The following is a 17781-nucleotide window of genomic DNA, read 5'->3' as shown; positions in this document are numbered from 1 at the left end:
ATCGGCAAGCGCTACCGCCGCCAGGACGAGATCGGCACGCCGTTCTGCGTCACCGTCGACTTCGACACCCTCGAGGACAATGCGGTCACCATCCGCGAGCGCGACACCATGGCGCAGGAGCGCGTCTCCCTCGACCAGGTGAAGCCCTACCTGGCGGCCCGCCTGATCGGCTGCTGACGGGTTCTGTCGCTGGTCCCCACCCACTGGCCCCCGCGCGGTTCGCTCCGCGCGGGGGCCAGTGGGGTCGGGGGCCGCGGCTTCGGCTCTGTGGCCGCCTCGGGTGTTCGGCGTCGACCTGCTGCGGGTCGAGCTGTTGGGCGTTGAGGTGTGGGGCGCTGACCTGTTGGCCCGGTGGGTGCCGGTTGGACGTCGGACCTCGGGCATTGGATTGCGACTGCTGGCAAGTAGGTGCTGGGAGCAGGCCGTCGGCCTTCCGGGGTTTGGCTCGTTGGGAGTTGGCGTCTTGGGCGTCGGTCTGATGGACGTCGACGTCTTCGGTACCGGCTTGTTGGACATCGGCCTGTGGAGTTGTCAGGAGGCCGGGTCGGCCAGGCGGCTGCGAGTCTCCATGAGGGCGAATCCAAGCAGGTTGAGGCCGCGCCACTCGGCGGGCTTGGCCGCCCGCTCGTTGTCGGCGGCGAGGCCTATGCCCCAGAGCCGGTCCAGCGGACTGGCCTCCACCAGAACTCGCTGGGCGGTACCGAGCAGGTACTCCCGAAGGGCTTCGTCCTGACCGAACTTGGCCACATTGCCCTGGACCACCAGCTCGAACCGCTCGGCTGCCCAACGCTGCTCATCGAAGCCGCGGACCAGCCGCCCGAGCTTCTTGGCCTCGGCCGGGGTGCGAGCGGCGAGAATCCGCGGCAACACCTCGTCGTCTCCGAAGAGCCGCGCCTTGCCCGCCATCATCCAGTGCTCGGCCGTGGCATAGGTCATCCCGTCCACGGTGAACCTGGCCGGCCACCACTGGCTGAGCGAACCCGGACCGACCTGGCCGTCCCGCTCCGGCCGGTGTCCCCAGAAGAACAGGTACTTGGGGCGGGCGCCTGCTGCCACGAGTGCGGTGAGCTCCTCGCAGGAACGGGCGTCGGCCGGGGACTGGGGCTGGTGCGTCGTCATATCGTCATCCTGACACGAAGGGCGACAGGCGGCTCCTGATTTTCCTTCTCCCCTGGCGGGCGTTCCCTTGTTGGGCCGCAGCACGTCGGGCTCGCTGTGCCGCGTCCCGCTTCCGTTCTGTCCTGCGTGTTCTGCCCTACCTTGTCCAACTCCGACTTGCCCAGACGAGCCTCTCCCGCCTGGGCCTCTCCCGCCTGGGCCTCTTCCACCTGGGCCTCTCCCGCCTGGGCCCGTTTCGGTTCGGTCAGCCCATCCGTGCTGCCCGCTCCGGCCGGTCTGCCCAGGGAACTTGTGTTGCCAGTCCAGCCCTGGCCCGTCTGGATGGACCGGCTGTCTCAGGCGACCGTGCGGGGCAGCCGGGTGCTGAGCAGGAAGATGGCCACTGAGCCGGTCAACTGGAGGGTCAGGACCAGAGCCAGCGCGTGGGCGATACCTATGGACGGGGACAGGGAGAGGAAGAGTGTCCCGAGAGTGGCCACTCCAAGCGCCAAGCTGGACTGCTGGGTTGTGGCCAGTACCCCGCTGCCGACCCCGGCACGTTCGGCCGGGACCTTGGACAGGACCACGCGGAACAACGGCGTCCCGATCAGGCCTTGGCCGATGCCGGCCAACGCCACGCCGGGCAGCATCCGCCAAGGCGAGAAGTGCGCCCAGTCCAGCAGCACCGGGGCGACCAGGATGGCCAGTCCCGAACCCTGGACCACCGCACCGGCCGTGATCACCCGGCTGCCGAACCGGCTGATCAGGCGCGGCCCGCTCAAAGAGGCGGAGAAGTAGCCGGCGGCCATGGGGACCAGCGCCCACCCCGCTGCTACCGGACCGAGCCGGAGCCCCTGCTGCAGCATGACGGCCACCACGAACATGAACCCGCCGAAGCCTGTGAAGTACGGCACGGCGACCCCGAGGCCCCGGCGCATCTCCGGTATCCGCAGTAGGGAGAGCGGCACCAGCGGCACCTGACCCGACCGCTCTGCCCGGTGCTCCACGTAAAGGAATGCGGTAGCGAGAAAGGGGAAGGCGCCGAGCAGCACCCAGGACCAGAGCGGCCAGCCCGCTGCCCGCCCTTCCATCAGTGGAAGGAACAGTGCGAGCAGTGCCGCCGTCAGCAGTGCCGTCCCGGGCAGGTCGACCCCGGCCGCGTGCGGCGAACGGCTCTCCGGTACGTACGGGAACGCGAGGACGGCGGTGAGCAGCGCGAACGGGACGTTCAGTAGGAACACGGCCCGCCAGCTGGTGCCGAAGAGGTTGGCGGCGATCAGCATTCCGCCGAGAACCTGCCCGATCACCACGGCGATGCCGCCGACCGCGCCGTAGATGCTGAGGGCTCGGGCGCGCTGCGCGCCACTGCTGGCAGCGGTGATGGTGGCGAGCACCTGCGGCAGGAGCAGTGCGGCCGAGGCGCCCTGGGCGGCCCGGGCGGCGACCAGTGTCCAGGCGGTGGGAGCGAGGCCGCAGAGCAGGGAGGCGGCGGTGAAGGCCGCGGCGCCGGTTATGAAGAGCCGACGCCGGCCGAAGGAGTCGCCAAGCCGCCCGCCGAGTACCAGCAGTACGGCGAATGCGATGCCGTATCCGGCGGCAACGAGTTCCAGGACTGCGGGGCCGGCGGTCAGGTCATGGTCGATCGTGGGCAGGGCGACGTTGACGACGAAGAAGTCGAGCATCGGCAAAAAGGCACCGAGCAGGACGGTGACCAGACCGGCCGTCCCGAGAGTGGGGGCGACAGACTGGCCCGCGGGAGACTGTGAAGGCATGGCCGGGGTCTGCGGAATCGCTAGTTGCTGGGTCACGAGTACCACGATCCGGCTTCGCTCACCCTGGTACCAGACAGCGTTTATCCAGGTATAACAAGTACCTGGCAATAGGATCCGATCTCCCGCATCCTTGGTCCCATGACAACTGTCGCCGCGCCGACCGACAGCCGTCGGAGCGAGCTTGCGACCTTCCTGCGCAGCCGCCGGGAGAGGATCTCGCCGGAGCAGGTCGGCCTGCCGCTGACCGGGCGCCGTCGGACCCCGGGACTGCGCCGCGAGGAGGTCGCGCAGCTCGCCGCCGTAGGAGTCACCTGGTACACGTGGCTCGAGCAGGGGAGGGACATCCAGGTCTCGGCCCAGGTGCTGGACTCTGTGGCCCGAGCCCTGCAACTCGACCGGAGCGAGCGGGCCCACCTCTTCGTCCTGGCGGGCTCGGAGGATCCGGCTCCCGTCCAGGACTGCCCGACCATCACTCCCTCCGTGCGGGCCGTGCTGGGGCAGCTCGAACCGATGCCCGCCGCGGTACTCAACAGCCGGTACGACATCCTGGCGTACAACCGCGCCTACACCTGGCTCGTGGGCGATCTCGACGAGATGCCGTTCGAGGACCGGAACCTGATGTGGCTGGTGTTCTCGGACTCTCGGTTCGCCTCGGTGCTGGTGGACGTTCAGGGAGCCCGGGAGTCCGTGACGGCCCGCTTCCGGGCGGCTATGGCCGAGCATTCTTCGGAACCGGTCTGGAAGAACCTCCTTCAGCGTCTGTGCCGGACGTTTCCCGAGTTCGAGGAACTCTGGGAGCGGCACGAGGTGGCCGCCCAGACCAATGGGCTCAAGCGCTTTCTGCTTCCCGACGTCGGGCTGGTCCGCTTCGAGTACACCAACCTGTGGCTCGGGCCTCGGCCGGGCACGCGGCTGGTGGCCTACACGCCACAGGACGAGGAGACGCGCAGCCGTCTGGAGCAGCTCGCGGCCATGGACTGAGCCGCACCCCAGCGGATGAGGCGGGGGCCAATGGAGGGGCGCTCCACCTACGGCGCCGTCGTCGGCTGCCATCCGATCAGCCGGCCGTTGACAGTGGCTGGCTGCTGACCCAACCATCTTGTGATGGAGTGGAGTTGAGGAAAGACTGGTGGTACGGATCGTGCCGGTAAGGGCGAGTGTGGTGCAGAGCCACGCCAGCGGCAGCTCCGCACAGAGCGCCATCGTCACGGGCCCGGCGAGTTGGCTACCATCTGCCGCCGTATGGAGGTCGTACCAGGCATCGCCGAGCAGCAAGGTCGCGGCTACTGCTGCCGCCGGTCGACTGCCGGGGCTGCTCCGCCGCAGGAGCGTACCGGTAGTGATCAGGGCGACAGCCTCCAGGTAGTCGAGCGTGGGCCAGCCCGCGCCTACTCCGGGGGTGACGGCCATAGCTGTGGCCCAGGACAGCAGCGCCACTCCGCAGGCGATCAGCGTCCGTTGCAGGCTCATGACGTTCGCCCGGCCCGCATGCGGGCTGACAGCGAGTCGTCGTACGGGACTCGTACCTGCACTGAGCCGCAGGGCGGCCCATCAGCCCAGGCCAGCCAGAAGGCGTCGGCGAGTTGGACCACCCGAGCCGGGCGATGGCTTCGACCCAGCAGACCGCCGCTGGTGAAGGTGATTTCGGGCAGTGAACCGTCGATCGGCAGCCGCCCCCAGGCGAAGCCGGTCGGACCGTCGGTGCCGACCCGGCACCGGGCTCCGCGCAGCACCTGGTGGTCACCGAGTGCGGAGACCACCATCACATCCAGCAACTCGCCGAACTCGTAGATTTCCAGGGAGGCGCGCTTCCGTTCGGCGGGGCTCGCCCGGACCGACCACGGACCCACGTGCGCGGTACCGCCCCCGCCGTCGGCCAGGCACTCGCCCCAACCGCCGTCGACCAGAGCCTCATTGTGGCGGATGGCCGATCCGGACCGAGGTGCAGCTGCCGTCAAGCGGTTCGTTCTCGTCATGTCGCCAAGAGTCGCGGACGACTGACTTCATGTCGGTAGCGCGTACATCCGTCTTGGGGGTGTACCTAGCTACAGCATTGATTCGGATGCCTACTTCATGGATCGGCCCGGTCGGGTGCCCATAGGCTGTGCGGCATGTCGAGTTCTGCCCTCCGCCGTGCTCGGGCCTGGGGTGCCGAGCATGCTCCGTGGTCGGCGGCCATCCGGCGGGACGCTGTGTTCATTGCGGCCGGAGTGCCGCTGGGTCTTCCTCCCGTCCTCGCTCTGTGCATGACCAAGTTCGGTGCACTGCTTCCCCTCGTGGTGTTCTGTCTTGACCTGCTGACGATCGCTCAGCGAAGTCGCTTCCGTGAGCTGCGCGGTCTGACGATCCCCAGCCGGGTGGCTCCGGATGCGGGCTGGCTGGTGCGCCTTCGCTCCGGCTTCACCTGGCGGCAGGCCGGGTACCACCTGATCGCCGCACCGGCCATCGCCGTCGGCTCCCTGCTGGTACTGGCTGCCGGGGGCGCGGCTCTGGTGCTGGCCACGGTCTACGGCTGGGTGTACCTGCTGCCGAAGGAGAGCCCGCCCCGCTTCGCTGCCGGTCGGACGGGGACCAATGCCGCGCTCACTGCCGCCGGTCTGGCTCTGCTGTTCGTGCTGCCCTGGGCAGTGGCTTGGCTGGCCAGGATCGACGGACGGGCGGCCCGTGCCCTGCTCGGGCCGAACCGGGCGGAGGTTCTGGAACGCCGAGTCGAGCACCTCGCCGAGAGCAGGGCGGGCGTGGTGGATGCGGCGGATTCCGAACGCCGGCGGATAGAAAGGGACTTGCACGACGGTGCCCAGCAGCGGCTGGTCTCGCTAGCGGTGAATCTCGGCCTGGCCCGGCGCACCCTCAAGGATGTACCGCCCGAGGCCATGCAGGTCATCATCGAGGCGCACGAGGAAGCCCAGGCCGCCATCGCCGAGCTTCGTGACCTCGTCCGAGGGCTCCACCCCGTGGTCTTGGAGGACCGTGGCCTGGACGCGGCACTCTCAGGCATTGCAGCCCGGGCCCCCGTCCCGGTCCGCCTGACGGTGGACCTCCCTGACCGCATCGCCCCGACAGTCGAGGCCGTCGCCTACTTCACCGTCTCGGAGGCCCTGGCCAACGTGGCGAAGCATGCTCGGGCTTCCCGCGTCGATCTGTCGGTACGACAGGACTCCGGCCGGGTCCGCATCGTCATAGCCGACGACGGCGTCGGCGGCGCCGATTCGAGCAGGGGCACCGGGCTCACCGGTCTGCGTAAGCGCGCGGCCTCGGTGGACGGCACCCTGACCATCACCAGCCCCGTCGGGGGCCCGACCACCATCACTGTGGAGTTGCCATGCGAGCTGTGATCGCTGAGGACTCGGTCCTGCTGCGGGTGGGCCTGGTCAAGGTCCTCGAAGCGGTCGGGTATGAGGTCGCCGCCGCAGTCGACGACGCCGAGGCGCTGCTCATGGCAGTGGAGGAGCACAAGCCGAAGGTCGTGGTCGCGGATGTCCGGATGCCGCCCGACTTCACGGACGAGGGAGTCCGGGCCGCGCTGATGATCCGTCGGCAGTGGCCGGAGACCGCGGTACTCCTACTCTCCCAGTACGTGGAGGAGCGGTACGCCGCAGACCTGCTCACCGGGAACACCAGTGGGGTCGGCTACCTCCTGAAGCAACGGGTCGCCAATGTGGACGACTTCGTGGAGGCGTTGCAGCGAGTGGCGGAGGGCGGTACCGCGTTGGACCCGGAGGTGGTGGCCCAGCTGCTGCTCCGGCGGCACAACGATCCGATGGAGCGCCTGACCCCCAGGGAGCGGGACGTTCTGACGTTGATGGCTGAGGGGCGCTCCAACACGGCCATTGCCGAGTCCCTGGTGGTCAGCGACAGTGCCGTCGCGAAGCACATCAACAGCATCTTCAGCAAACTGGACCTTCCACCGGCCGATGCGTCGCACCGCAGGGTGCTGGCCGTGCTCCGCTTTCTGGGAGCGGGGCAGTCGTGAACCGCCGGGATCCGACCACGGGAGCGGCCGCCCAGGAGCGGACCAGCAACCGGGCATGGCGGCGGATCGGTGTCATCGTGCTGGTGATCACGCTGCTGAGCGGCGGGCTGACAGCATGGTCCCGGTTGACCCACCGGAGTCGGACGGAACACCTCACCTTCTGGCAGTCGACCGAGACGATCAAGACCGTTGAGGTGACTTCAGGCAGCGCACAAGTCTCGGTCGAGGCGGGCGCACCCGACCGGGTCACGGTGAAGGAGAGGGTGGGCTGGGTGGTGAGCCGTCCGTCCGTCAGCACCAAGGTGGTCGGGAACACCCTCCGAGTAGCCGTCTCATGCGGAAGCGTCCTGTCGGTAGCCGGCTGCGATGCCGCGCTCGACATCCAGGTCCCGGCTGGCACCGGGATACATGCCCAGAGCAGCTCCGGAGAGACGCTCATACGAGGAGTCTCCGGCGAGATACGGGCGAGAACGTCCTCCGGTCGGCTGCGACTGCAGGGGGTGAGCGGCCCGGTATGGGTCAAATCAACGTCGGGACCGATCTCGGCCGGGGAGCTCCGTTCCTCGGAGGTCGACGCGGCGTCCAGCTCAGGCCAGATGGATCTGGGCTTCGCACTCCCTCCCAGAGCAGTGACGGCGACCACTGCATCCGGTCCGGTCGTTGTCACCGTCCCGGGAGGGAACACCCGATACCGAGTGGATGGGCACACGAGTTCGCATTCCTGGAACGTCGACCCGGACGTGGAGGACAGCAGCTCCGCCCGCAAGATCGACATCACGTCAATGTCCGGCCCGGTGACCGTCTCCTCCACCTCGGTCGACTCCAGCCCCGGGGCGGTCCCGTCCGGTGAGTCGGCTCCATCGAGCGCCCCGGTTCCATCGAGTGCCCCAGCCGCGTCCAGTGAGCCGGCCGCTTTCCGCGAACCGGCGCCCGGAGCCCCGAGCTCTGGGATGTCGGCGGCACCGCCCGCTTCGTCCCCGGGGCGGCCGTAGGTGCCGGGGTAACCGCGAACGCCGGACCGGACGCCAGCGCTTGACGTAGGCACCGGACCGGACGCGGACATGCAGGCACCGGACCAGGCGTACGCATCCGACCGGGTGCGGGCACGGACACAGGTACCGGACCGGTGGCCGGCACCGAACCGCCCCCAGACACCGGAGCGACCGAAGGCCGTGACCGACCCACGGGTCGGCCGCGGCTGACCACAGAGCCGAACGGGGGACTACCTGGGGGACAATGGAGAGTCTCGGGCCGCCGCCCGCGCCGAATCACAGTCGCCCTTGCCGACCCTGAGGACTCCGCCCGTATGACCTCCGTGCCCGCGTCCAGCTCCGTCTCCAGCGCCGCACCCACGCCCAGTGGCGAACCCATGCCCGGCGTCGCACCCGCATCCGGCGTCGCACCGAAGCCAGGCACCCCGGCGTCCGGCGGCGCCCCCGCCCCTCGGGCCGCCCCCACCTCCGCCCCCGAGTTCGCCCCCCTGAACATCGGCCCCATGCAGGTGTGGCCCCCGGTCGTGCTGGCGCCGATGGCGGGCATCACCAACGCCCCGTTTCGGACGCTCTGCCGCGAGCAGAGTGAGGGCAGGGGGCTGTACGTCTCCGAGATGATCACGACGCGCGCACTGGTCGAGCGCAATGCCAAGACCATGCAGTTGATCAAGTTCGACCCGAGTGAGAAGCCGCGCTCGATCCAGCTGTACGGGGTGGACCCGGTGACGGTCGGCCGGGCCGCCAGGATGATCTCGGAGGAGAACCTCGCCGATCACATCGACCTCAACTTCGGCTGCCCCGTTCCGAAGGTGACCCGCAAGGGCGGCGGTTCCGCTCTGCCGTACAAGCGCAACCTGCTGCGCGAGATCCTGCGCGAGGCGGTCGGCAACGCGGGCGGCCTGCCGGTGACCATGAAGATGCGCAAGGGCATCGACGACGATCATCTGACCTTCCTGGACGCGGGCCGGATCGGCGCGGAGGAGGGCGTTTCGGCGATCGCCCTGCACGGCCGTACCGCTGCGCAGCACTACGGCGGCACCGCGGACTGGTCGGCCATCGCCCGGCTGCGCGAGTCCGTTCCGTCGGAGATCCCGGTACTGGGCAACGGGGACATCTGGTCGGCGGACGACGCGGTGCGGATGATGCGCGAGACCGGCTGCGACGGCGTGGTCGTCGGCCGTGGCTGCCTCGGTCGGCCGTGGCTGTTCAAGGATCTGGTCTCGATCTTCGAGGGCGAGGTGGACTACGCCCGACCGACCTTCGGCTATGTGGCGCAGACGATGGTGCGGCACGCCCAGCTGCTCGGTGAGTGGCTGGAGGACGAGGCACGGGGTGTCATCGACTTCCGTAAGCATGTCGCCTGGTACACCAAGGGCTTCTCGGTGGGTTCCGAGCTCCGGGTGAAGCTTGCGATGTCCAGTTCGCTGGCCGAACTGGCGGAGACGCTCGGCCAGATCGAGCAGGACCAGTGCTGGCCCGCCGGTGCCGACGGTCCGCGTGGCCGGACCAGCGGAAACAACCGGGTGGTGCTCCCCGAAGGCTGGCTGGACGATCCGTACGACTGTGCGCTGCCCAGCGCCGAGGCCGAGTTGGACATATCGGGCGGGTGACTTGGACGCCGCGTCCAATCTATTGCTTCCGGGCCGCTCGCCGGAACGGATGGGCCCTCTTGGACGATATGGCCAAGGGGGCTCCTTTCTGGCAGATTTTTATAACGGAAAGCTGTCATATGATCGACGCAGTGCAATCAGTGGCGCAGGTCGCCTACGCTCGACAGCTGACGTGCACCCGTGACGCTTGCCACATATCGTGGCGATTGACGGCCGGTCGAGTGGGTTCGCTGGGCTGTTGGGGTGTGAATCGCTTCCCGAAGGGGCTCGGTAGCGGATCGGCGCAGCTGGCTGCAGGAAATCAAGCCGGGGCAACAGCAGGGTCGATCAGTCGCTACTGTCTGTCCGGTTCGTGTGATCTTCGGGTTTTCATGTGTTTATTACTTGAACGATTGCTAGCGTCAGCCGGACGATTTCACCAACAGAGGTAAACGCCCCGATGGGCATTCGATCTGTTGGGTCACGGCCCACTTCGAGGCGCATACGGCCTATTGGCGGCGCGACGACGCCTTCGAAATGGGTATGTTCTCCGGCGTCAGGGCAACCGTGTGCGAGGAGACCGACCCGTGGCGGCTCAGCAGAAGTTTGTTTACTCCTTCACCGAAGGAAACAAGGACCTGAAGGATCTACTCGGCGGCAAGGGTGCGAACCTCGCCGAGATGACCAACCTGGGCCTCCCCGTCCCTCCGGGGTTCACCATCACCACCGAGGCGTGCAAGGTCTTCCTGGAGACCGGCAGTGAGCCGGCCTCGCTGCACAAGGAGATCAGCGAGCACCTGGACTCGCTGGAGCAGCAGATGGGCAAGCGGCTCGGCCAGCCCGACAACCCGCTGCTGGTCTCGGTCCGTTCGGGTGCCAAGTTCTCGATGCCCGGGATGATGGACACCGTCCTGAACATCGGTCTCTCCGATGCCTCGGTGGCCGGTCTGGCCGCCCAGTCCGGCAACGAGCGCTTCGCCTGGGACTCCTACCGCCGTCTTGTCCAGATGTTCGGCAAGACCGTACTGGGCGTGGAGGGCGAGCTCTTCGAGGAGGCGCTGGAGGGAACCAAGCAGGCCAAGGGCACCACCAACGACCTGGACCTCACCACCGAGGACCTCAAGGCGCTGGTGGAGACCTTCAAGGCGATCGTGCTCCGTGAGACCGACCGGGAGTTCCCGCAGGACCCGCGCGAGCAGATGGACCTGGCGATCCACGCGGTCTTCCATTCCTGGAACGGCGACCGCGCCCGTCTGTACCGCCGCCAGGAGCGCATCCCGAACGACCTGGGCACGGCGGTCAACGTCTGCAGCATGGTCTTCGGCAACCTCGGCGAGGACTCCGGTACCGGTGTCGCCTTCACCCGTGACCCCTCCACCGGTGCCGTCGGCGTCTACGGCGACTACCTGTCCAACGCCCAGGGCGAGGACGTGGTGGCCGGTATCCGCAACACCCTGCCGCTCGCCGAGCTGGAGCAACTCGACAAGAAGTCGTACGACGAGCTGATGGCGATCATGCACAAGCTCGAACTGCACTACCGCGACCTGTGCGACATCGAGTTCACGATCGAGCGCGGCAAGCTCTGGATGCTGCAGACCCGGGTCGGCAAGCGCACCGCCGCTGCCGCCTTCCGGATCGCCGTCCAGCTGGTCGACCAGGGTCTGATCGACCTGGACGAGGCGCTGCAGCGGGTGACCGGCGGCCAGCTGGCGCAGCTGATGTTCCCGCGCTTCGCCGCCGACGAGACCGCCAAGCGCGTCGCCTGGGGCATCGCCGCCTCGCCCGGTGCCGCCGTCGGCAAGGTGGTCTTCGACTCGTACACCGCCGTCAAGTGGTCGCGTTCCGGTGAGAAGGTGATCCTGGTCCGCCGGGAGACGAACCCGGACGACCTGGACGGCATGATCGCAGCCGAGGGCATCCTGACCTCCCGCGGCGGCAAGACCTCGCACGCGGCCGTGGTCGCCCGCGGCATGGGCAAGACCTGTGTCTGCGGCGCCGAGGAGCTCGAGGTGGACACCAAGCGCCGCCGCTTCACCACCGGCGACGGGCAGGTCGTGGAGGAGGGCGACCTGGTCTCCATCGACGGTTCGACTGGCAAGGTCTACCTCGGTGAGGTCCCGGTCGTGCCGTCCCCGGTGGTCGAGTACTTCGAGGGCACCCTGCACGCCGGTGCCGACGTCCAGGGCGGCCTGGTCCAGGCCGTGCACCGGCTGATGGCGCACGCCGACGTCCGCCGCAGGCTGGCCGTGCGGGCCAACGCCGACAACGCTGAGGACGCCAACCGCGCCCGCCGCTACGGTGCCCAGGGCATCGGCCTGTGCCGCACCGAGCACATGTTCCTCGGCGAGGAGCGCCGCAGGGAGGTCGAGCACCTGATCCTGGCGGACAACGACAAGGACCGCGAGCAGGCCCTCTCCGCCCTCCTCCCGCTGCAGAAGGGCGACTTCGTCGAGCTCTTCCAGTCGATGGACGGACTCCCGGTCACCGTCCGGTTGCTGGACCCACCGCTGCACGAGTTCCTCCCCGACATCACCGAGCTCTCGGTTCGGGTCGCCCTCGCGGAGGCCCGCAAGGACCCGAACGAGAACGACCTGCGCCTGCTCCAGGCCGTGCACCGGTTGCACGAGCAGAACCCGATGCTGGGCCTGCGCGGTGTCCGGCTCGGCCTGGTCATCCCCGGCCTGTTCGGGATGCAGGTCCGGGCGATCGCGGAGGCGGCGGCCGAGCGCAAGCTCGCCGGCGGTGACCCGCGTCCGGAGGTGATGATCCCGCTGGTCGGCACCGTCCAGGAGCTGGAGCTGGTCCGCGACGAGTGCGAGCGCGTCCTGGCCGAGGTCGCGAAGTCCACCGGCGTCAAGCTGGACATCAAGCTCGGCACCATGATCGAGCTGCCCCGTGCGGCGGTGACGGCCGGTCAGATCGCCGAGGCCGCTGAGTTCTTCTCCTTCGGCACCAACGACCTGACCCAGACCGTCTGGGGCTTCTCCCGGGACGACGTGGAGGCATCCTTCTTCACCGCGTACCTGGAGAAGGGCATCTTCGGGGTCTCACCGTTCGAGACCATCGACCGCGACGGCGTCGGCTCCCTGGTCAAGCACGCCGTGGTGGCCGGTCGGGCCACCCGCCCCGACCTCAAGCTCGGTGTCTGCGGTGAGCACGGCGGCGACCCGGAATCGGTCCACTTCTTCCACGAGGTGGGGCTGGACTACGTATCCTGCTCTCCCTTCCGGATTCCGGTGGCGCGCCTGGAGGCAGGCCGGGCCGCCCTCGAGACGGCGGGTAGCGACTCGCGCTGACGGGGATGTCCCCCGAACAGCGGACGATCGCTGACCGCAACCCCCCCTCCGCCGGAGGGGCGTGCGGCGGAGCTCGGCGCAGGAGAGCCGCCGTACGTGGCAGCCGGGGCGGGAACGGACAATGGCGTCCGTTCCCGCCCCGGCGGCGTTCGGGCTGGTGCCGGCGGAACGGCCGGACGGGTGAGCTGGGTACCCGGTGTTACGGTGCCTGACCCGTACCGGGCAAGCTGGAGCGCATGACCAGCCGAATCCGTCTGATCGCCATCGTCGCCGTGCTGTGCTGCGCGGTGGTCGCCACCGCCGCCTACGCCCTGCTAGGCACCGGCAAGACGGCGTCCAGCAAGACCTCCGCCCACTCGGCCTCCCCGGCGGCCGCGGCCGGCTCCAGAGCCCCCAAGCCCTCCGCGCCGGCGAAGCCGTCGGCCTCCGGCACCTGGGTGCCCACCAACTCGGCCATGGCCGACGTCTGCCGCAGCAAGCTGCCCAGCCAGGCCCAGGACACCCTCGCGCTGATCGCCAAGGGCGGCCCGTACCCGTACCGCACGGACGGCGTGGTCTTCGAGAACCGTGAGAACCGGCTGCCCAGGCGGTCGGGCGGCTATTACCACGAGTACACCGTGGTCACCCCCGGCTCCGGTGACCGGGGTACCCGGCGGGTCGTCACCGGCACCCAGGGCGAGCAGTACTGGACCGCGGACCACTACAGCACCTTCCAGGAGATCGACTCCCGCTGCTGAGCCCTCTCGTTCCCGAGGGCTCCGACCGGCTGACCGCCCGTCAAGGCCGAACCGGCGGGGACCGGGACGAACGGCACGCACGCAGGCAGCCTGCTCGGTGTTCACGGCCCGGATCGCATGCGGTCCCGTCCGCGGTCCCGGCCTGTGCCCCTGTCTGCGACCAGGCTCCCTGCCCCCGTCCTCGTCCGGCGCCGGCATGTCGGCCGAGACTGCCGTCCGGCCACCGACCGCATGCTGCGGCCGGCCGGGCGCGGGAAGGCCAGGCGGCCGACCGGCAGGCCATTCATTCCGCCGTCCCCGTCCCGACCACCCCGCCGTCACGGGCGACACGGCCGCCGTCGCCGCAGCGGCCTCACCCGGCGCCCGGCCCGCCAAAGGACCGTACCGGTGGTCACCGGCATCGTCGAACGCACGGAGGCCGCCGCGCCTGGCAGCGGCCGGGCGTAGGCGCGTCGAGACCGTCTCAAGCCGGTCCCCGGGTCGACGGGGTCCATAGGGCCGACGGAGGTCGAGAAGGCCCCGGGAGACCCGGGAGCGACGAGCCCGGCCCCCCCGGCTGGGCCGGGTACCGGGCGCTCGACGGTCCTCCGGACGCAGGTGCGCCGGTGCCCTTCGCCTGCGGTTGCGAGCTGCGGAGGGCACCGGCGCGGTTCGGGCGGTCACGCCCGCACGGTCAGACCTGGATCAGCGGGAAGCCCTGTCTGAGGCACTCCTGGTTGATCTTCGGGTCGGGGGCGGTCGGCGAGGTCGCGGCCGCGATCCGGAGCTCGATGATGTCCCGGACGGCCGGCCACTCCTCGTCGAGGATCGAGTAGAACGCGGTGCTCCGGACGACCCCGTCCAGTCCCCGCGAGTGGGCGCGGCGGACGCCCTCGCTGGTCGCGCCGAGCCGTTCGATGGCCGCCCGGGAACGCAGGTTCCGGGCGTCGGCGCGCAGCGAGATCCGCTGGACCCGCCAGGTCTCGAAGGCGTGCCGCAGCATCAGCAGCTTGGCCTCGGTGTTGATGCCGGTGCCCTGGGCCCGCGGCGAGAGCCAGGTGTTGCCGATCTCGGCGGCGTCCGGCACCGCGGCCAGCGGGTCGCCGTGCGGCACGCCCGGCATCGGCGGCCAGACCAGCGGGCCCTGCCAGTAGTCGAGTTCCAGGAAGCGGGTGGACCCCACCACGCTGTTGTCCGCGGCACTCACGATGGCGAACGGCAGCGACTTGCCCGCGACCTGGTCGGCGAGGGCGCGGCCGATGTACTCCCGGGCGGCTTCCAGGCCGTGCGGGACGGGAGTGAAGGCGTAGGTCGTACGGTCCTCGGCGCCGGCCGTGGCCAGGGCCTCGGCGTGGTGCTCGGCGAGGGGCTCCAGCCGCACGCTACGGCCGATGAGGGTTACGGGTACGGGCACGGATCCTTCGGTCCTTCGGCGGTCGGAGGGTCCTCCGCACCGGTTTCTCGGCACGAAGGCGGGGCTGTCTCAGCACGTCCGGGTACGGGCACGGGTCTTCGACCGCGTCCGGCGGGATGAGAGAAAGGACAGTGTGCGTCCGAAAGATGGCCGAGAGAGGAATGAGAGCGCGAAGAGCAGCGGGCGGCCAAGTGAAGGCAAGGTGTCTGGAGAGTGGCTGCCAGCGTACCTGGCCGGGCCGGGAACACGACGTGACAGACGGCGTGACAACGGCGCGGCGATGCGAGGCAGCGAGAGGACCATACCCGTCAGAAGGCGGTGCGTCACTTCGCGGCGCGCGAACGGGGGCGCGCGGCCGCCCGGGACACGCCACCACGGCCCGGCACAGTGGTCGAAACCGGGCAGGACAGGGGTCTCGGCAGGGGTTCGGGAAGAGCCGACGTGATGGCTCTCACCTGCGGATTCACAGCGAGATGCGATGATTTCCGTCCGGCCGGGTCCGGTGGCGGCCCGGCGGGGCGCGGTGGGGAAGCTGACACATCCTCGGCGATTCGGGAATGTCGCACGGCTGCGGCACGCTGGACTGGTCAAGAACCGGTCGGCCGGAAGAGGACCGAAGGATCCGGTGCCCGTGACGGGGCGGGGTCCGGCCGGTCGATCCGATGACGATGAGCGACGAGACGGAACGGGGTTGGGTGCGCGGTGCGTGATCCCAAGGAGCTGTACCAGCTGGAGCGGCAGGGCGTGGACGCGCTGGCCGAAGCCCGTGCCGCTGCCGGTCCCGAGGCCGCCGGCCTGGTGCTGCTGCACCACTTCGAGGGCTTCCTGGACGCCGGTGAGGCCGGCGGCCAGGTCGTGGCCCACCTGCTGGAGCACGGCTCGCCGCAGATCGTGGCCCGGTTCGACCACGACCGCCTGGTGGACTACCGGGCCCGCCGCCCGGTGATGACCTTCAACCGCGACCGCTGGACGGCCTACGAGCGGCCGGAGATCCTGCTGCAGCTGGTGCGGGACTCGGTCGGCACCCCGTTCCTGCTGCTCAGCGGTCCCGAGCCGGACACCGAGTGGGAGCTGTTCACCGCAGCCGTGCGGGAGCTGGTCGAGCGCTTCGAGGTCCGGCTGACCATCGACTTCCACGGCATCCCGATGGGTGTCCCGCACACCCGTCCGGTCGGGCTCACCCCGCACGGCAACCGGGTCGACCTCGCAGCCGGTCACCCGCGCTGGTTCGACCAGGCCCAGGTGCCTGGCAGCGCCCAGTCGCTGCTGGAGTACCGGCTGGCCCAGGCCGGGCACGACGTGGTGGGTTTCGCCGCCCACGTGCCGCACTACGTGGCCCGCGCGGCGTACCCGGCGGCCGCCGTGGTGATCCTGGAGGCCGTCCAGTCCGCCAGCGGCCTGGTCCTGCCGGGCACCGAGCTGCGTGAGCGGGTCGGCGAGGTGTACGCGGACATCGAGGAGCAGCTGGCCGAGGGGGACGGCGAGTTGCGTTCCGCGATCCGGGGCATGGAAGGCCAGTACGACGCGGTGGCCGGGGCGGAGAGTCGCGAGAGCCTGCTGGCCGAGGCCACCGAACTGCCCTCGGCGGACGAGCTGGGACGGCGGTTCGAGCAGTTCCTCGCGGAGCAGGAGCGCGGCGCGGAGTAGCGCCTCCGGTACCCGGAGTGTTCGGCAAGCAGGCACCGCCCGTCGCGGGCGGACCCGGTCAGCCCTCTGCTGTCCGGGGCGCGGCCGATCGGGTGTACGACACCGTCAGGCGTAGTGGCCGTCACACCCGGGAGGGGAGTGATCGGTCGTGCCCGTTCGTTGGACCGGGGACGCCCGGGGACGGGCTGACGGAACACGGCGGGGCCGGCTTCGGGGGGTGTGGATGGACATCAGACGCGTGGGAGCGCTGCTAGGCGGGGTCGGGCTGCTGCTGACGGCCGGGTGCCAGGTGGACGGCTCCGAGTCCGCACCGGCCGCTTCCGCAGCCGCCTCGGCAGCGGCCGCCAAGGCGGCCCCGACCGGTCCGTACGTGGCGCTCGGCGACTCGTACACGGCCGGGGTGCGGATCGCCCCGCAGACCGGTACCCCGGCCGGGTGCACCCGCTCCGGGGCCAACTATCCGTCGCTGGTGGCCAAGGCCCTGGGCCTGTCCGGGCCGGCCTTCACCGACGTCAGCTGCAGCGGGGCGACCACCCGCGACCTGACCGGCGCGCAGCGGACCGGAGACGGTACCAACGGGCCCCAGCTGGACGCGCTCTCCCCGGCGACCCGGCTGGTCACGCTCGGGATCGGCGGCAACGACGCCGGGTTCGCGGAGGTGCTCGGCCGGTGCGCCGAGGAAGGCCTCAAACAGAGCCTGGTCGCCGGTCTCACGGGCGAGCCCGCCGCCGACTCGCCCTGCCGCAGCCACTACACCGGTGCCGACGGGCGGGACCAGCTGCAGCAGCGGGTCGATGCGGTGGGTGAGCGGCTCGGCGAGCTGCTGCGGGAGGTGGAGCGGCGGTCCCCGCAGGCCAGGGTCTATGTGGTCGGGTATCCGGAACTGCTGCCGGCCGACCCGGCATCCTGTGGGGCGACGCTGGGCCGGAGTGTGGCGGCCGGGGACATCGCGTTCCTGAACGAGAAGGAGCAGCGGCTCAACGCGATGCTCCGGCAGCGTGCGGAGGCGGCGGGCGCCGGTTACGTGGACACCTACGCTCCGTCGTCCGGGCACGACATGTGCGCGGGGGAGGCGAACCGCTGGATCGAGCCGCCCTTCCCCACACACGGTCTGGCACCGGTACACCCCAACGCGGCCGGCCAGCAGGGCATGGCGGCGGCGGTCCTCCAGGCCGTCCGGGCGTAGCCGGGCGAGAGCCCCGGCGGGGCCCCTCGCGCAAGCGGCGGTGGCCCGGCCGGAGCTCCACCTGTACGAGCCCGATCCGGTGCGTTCATCGCCAGCCG

General features: G+C 70.0%; 14 protein-coding genes. 10 read left to right on the top strand and 4 right to left on the bottom strand.

Features of this window, described 5'->3' with window-relative positions; genetic code table 11:
* Nucleotides 1-177 (top strand): His/Gly/Thr/Pro-type tRNA ligase C-terminal domain-containing protein (locus tag ACZ5ON_RS30575; RefSeq protein WP_465599493.1); only part of this gene is annotated, 177 nt, incomplete at its 5' end.
* Between the two features lie 354 nt (nt 178-531).
* Here the strand turns inward: ACZ5ON_RS30575 and ACZ5ON_RS30570 are convergent.
* Nucleotides 532-1119 (bottom strand): NADAR family protein, encoded by a 588-nt coding sequence (locus ACZ5ON_RS30570; RefSeq protein WP_465599483.1) that lies wholly within the window; start codon nt 1117-1119, stop codon nt 532-534.
* Between the two features lie 335 nt (nt 1120-1454).
* Nucleotides 1455-2870 carry an MFS transporter gene (locus ACZ5ON_RS30565; protein WP_465599491.1) on the bottom strand — a complete coding sequence of 472 codons (1416 nt, stop codon included), beginning with the start codon at nt 2868-2870 and terminating at the stop codon, nt 1455-1457.
* Between the two features lie 138 nt (nt 2871-3008).
* On the opposite strand from ACZ5ON_RS30565, the gene ACZ5ON_RS30560 reads away from it, so the two are divergent.
* Nucleotides 3009-3851, top strand: a complete 843-nt coding sequence (locus tag ACZ5ON_RS30560) for a helix-turn-helix transcriptional regulator (protein ID WP_465599481.1) — start codon at nt 3009-3011, stop codon at nt 3849-3851.
* 485 nt (nt 3852-4336) lie between these two features.
* Here the strand turns inward: ACZ5ON_RS30560 and ACZ5ON_RS30555 are convergent, their stop codons facing one another.
* The gene (locus ACZ5ON_RS30555; RefSeq protein ID WP_465599479.1) at nt 4337-4846 is read right to left on the bottom strand and encodes a hypothetical protein; all 510 of its coding nucleotides are present in this window, start codon (nt 4844-4846) and stop codon (nt 4337-4339) included.
* A gap of 135 nt (nt 4847-4981) precedes the next feature.
* On the opposite strand from ACZ5ON_RS30555, the gene ACZ5ON_RS30550 reads away from it, so the two are divergent.
* The 6 genes from ACZ5ON_RS30550 to ACZ5ON_RS30525 all read left to right on the top strand — a co-directional run bounded on the left by ACZ5ON_RS30550 (nt 4982) and on the right by ACZ5ON_RS30525 (nt 13457).
* Complete coding sequence (locus tag ACZ5ON_RS30550) at nt 4982-6205, top strand: sensor histidine kinase (RefSeq protein ID WP_465599477.1); 1224 nt, start codon at nt 4982-4984, stop codon at nt 6203-6205.
* Complete coding sequence (locus tag ACZ5ON_RS30545) at nt 6193-6843, top strand: response regulator (protein WP_465599475.1); 651 nt, start codon at nt 6193-6195, stop codon at nt 6841-6843. The genes ACZ5ON_RS30550 and ACZ5ON_RS30545 overlap by 13 nt, the downstream gene beginning before the upstream one ends.
* Nucleotides 6840-7835, top strand: a complete 996-nt coding sequence (locus ACZ5ON_RS30540) for a DUF4097 family beta strand repeat-containing protein (protein ID WP_465599473.1) — start codon at nt 6840-6842, stop codon at nt 7833-7835. The genes ACZ5ON_RS30545 and ACZ5ON_RS30540 overlap by 4 nt, the downstream gene beginning before the upstream one ends.
* A 503-nt stretch (nt 7836-8338) precedes the next feature.
* Entirely contained in the window at nt 8339-9445 is a 1107-nt protein-coding gene (gene dusB, locus ACZ5ON_RS30535; RefSeq protein ID WP_465599470.1) for a tRNA dihydrouridine synthase DusB, read from the top strand.
* A gap of 566 nt (nt 9446-10011) precedes the next feature.
* Nucleotides 10012-12720 (top strand): pyruvate, phosphate dikinase, encoded by a 2709-nt coding sequence (ppdK, locus tag ACZ5ON_RS30530; RefSeq protein WP_465599468.1) that lies wholly within the window; start codon nt 10012-10014, stop codon nt 12718-12720.
* 236 nt (nt 12721-12956) lie between these two features.
* On the top strand, nt 12957-13457 hold the full coding sequence (locus tag ACZ5ON_RS30525; protein WP_465599466.1) for a ribonuclease: 501 nt from the start codon (nt 12957-12959) through the stop codon (nt 13455-13457).
* 673 nt (nt 13458-14130) lie between these two features.
* On the opposite strand, the gene ACZ5ON_RS30520 is transcribed toward ACZ5ON_RS30525, so the two are convergent.
* Entirely contained in the window at nt 14131-14850 is a 720-nt protein-coding gene (locus ACZ5ON_RS30520; RefSeq protein WP_465599464.1) for a GNAT family N-acetyltransferase, read from the bottom strand.
* A 702-nt stretch (nt 14851-15552) separates the two neighbouring features.
* On the opposite strand from ACZ5ON_RS30520, the gene ACZ5ON_RS30515 reads away from it, so the two are divergent.
* Both ACZ5ON_RS30515 and ACZ5ON_RS30510 read left to right on the top strand, forming a co-directional pair.
* Nucleotides 15553-16497, top strand: a complete 945-nt coding sequence (locus ACZ5ON_RS30515; protein WP_465599462.1) for a PAC2 family protein — start codon at nt 15553-15555, stop codon at nt 16495-16497.
* A gap of 223 nt (nt 16498-16720) precedes the next feature.
* A complete protein-coding gene (locus ACZ5ON_RS30510; protein WP_465599489.1) occupies nt 16721-17683 on the top strand; it encodes an SGNH/GDSL hydrolase family protein in 963 nt (320 codons plus the stop codon).
* Nucleotides 17684-17781: the final 98 nt, after the last annotated feature.

Source organism: Kitasatospora sp. NPDC032150 (genome assembly GCF_055579945.1).
This window is presented reverse-complemented; position numbering and strand designations above follow the sequence as displayed.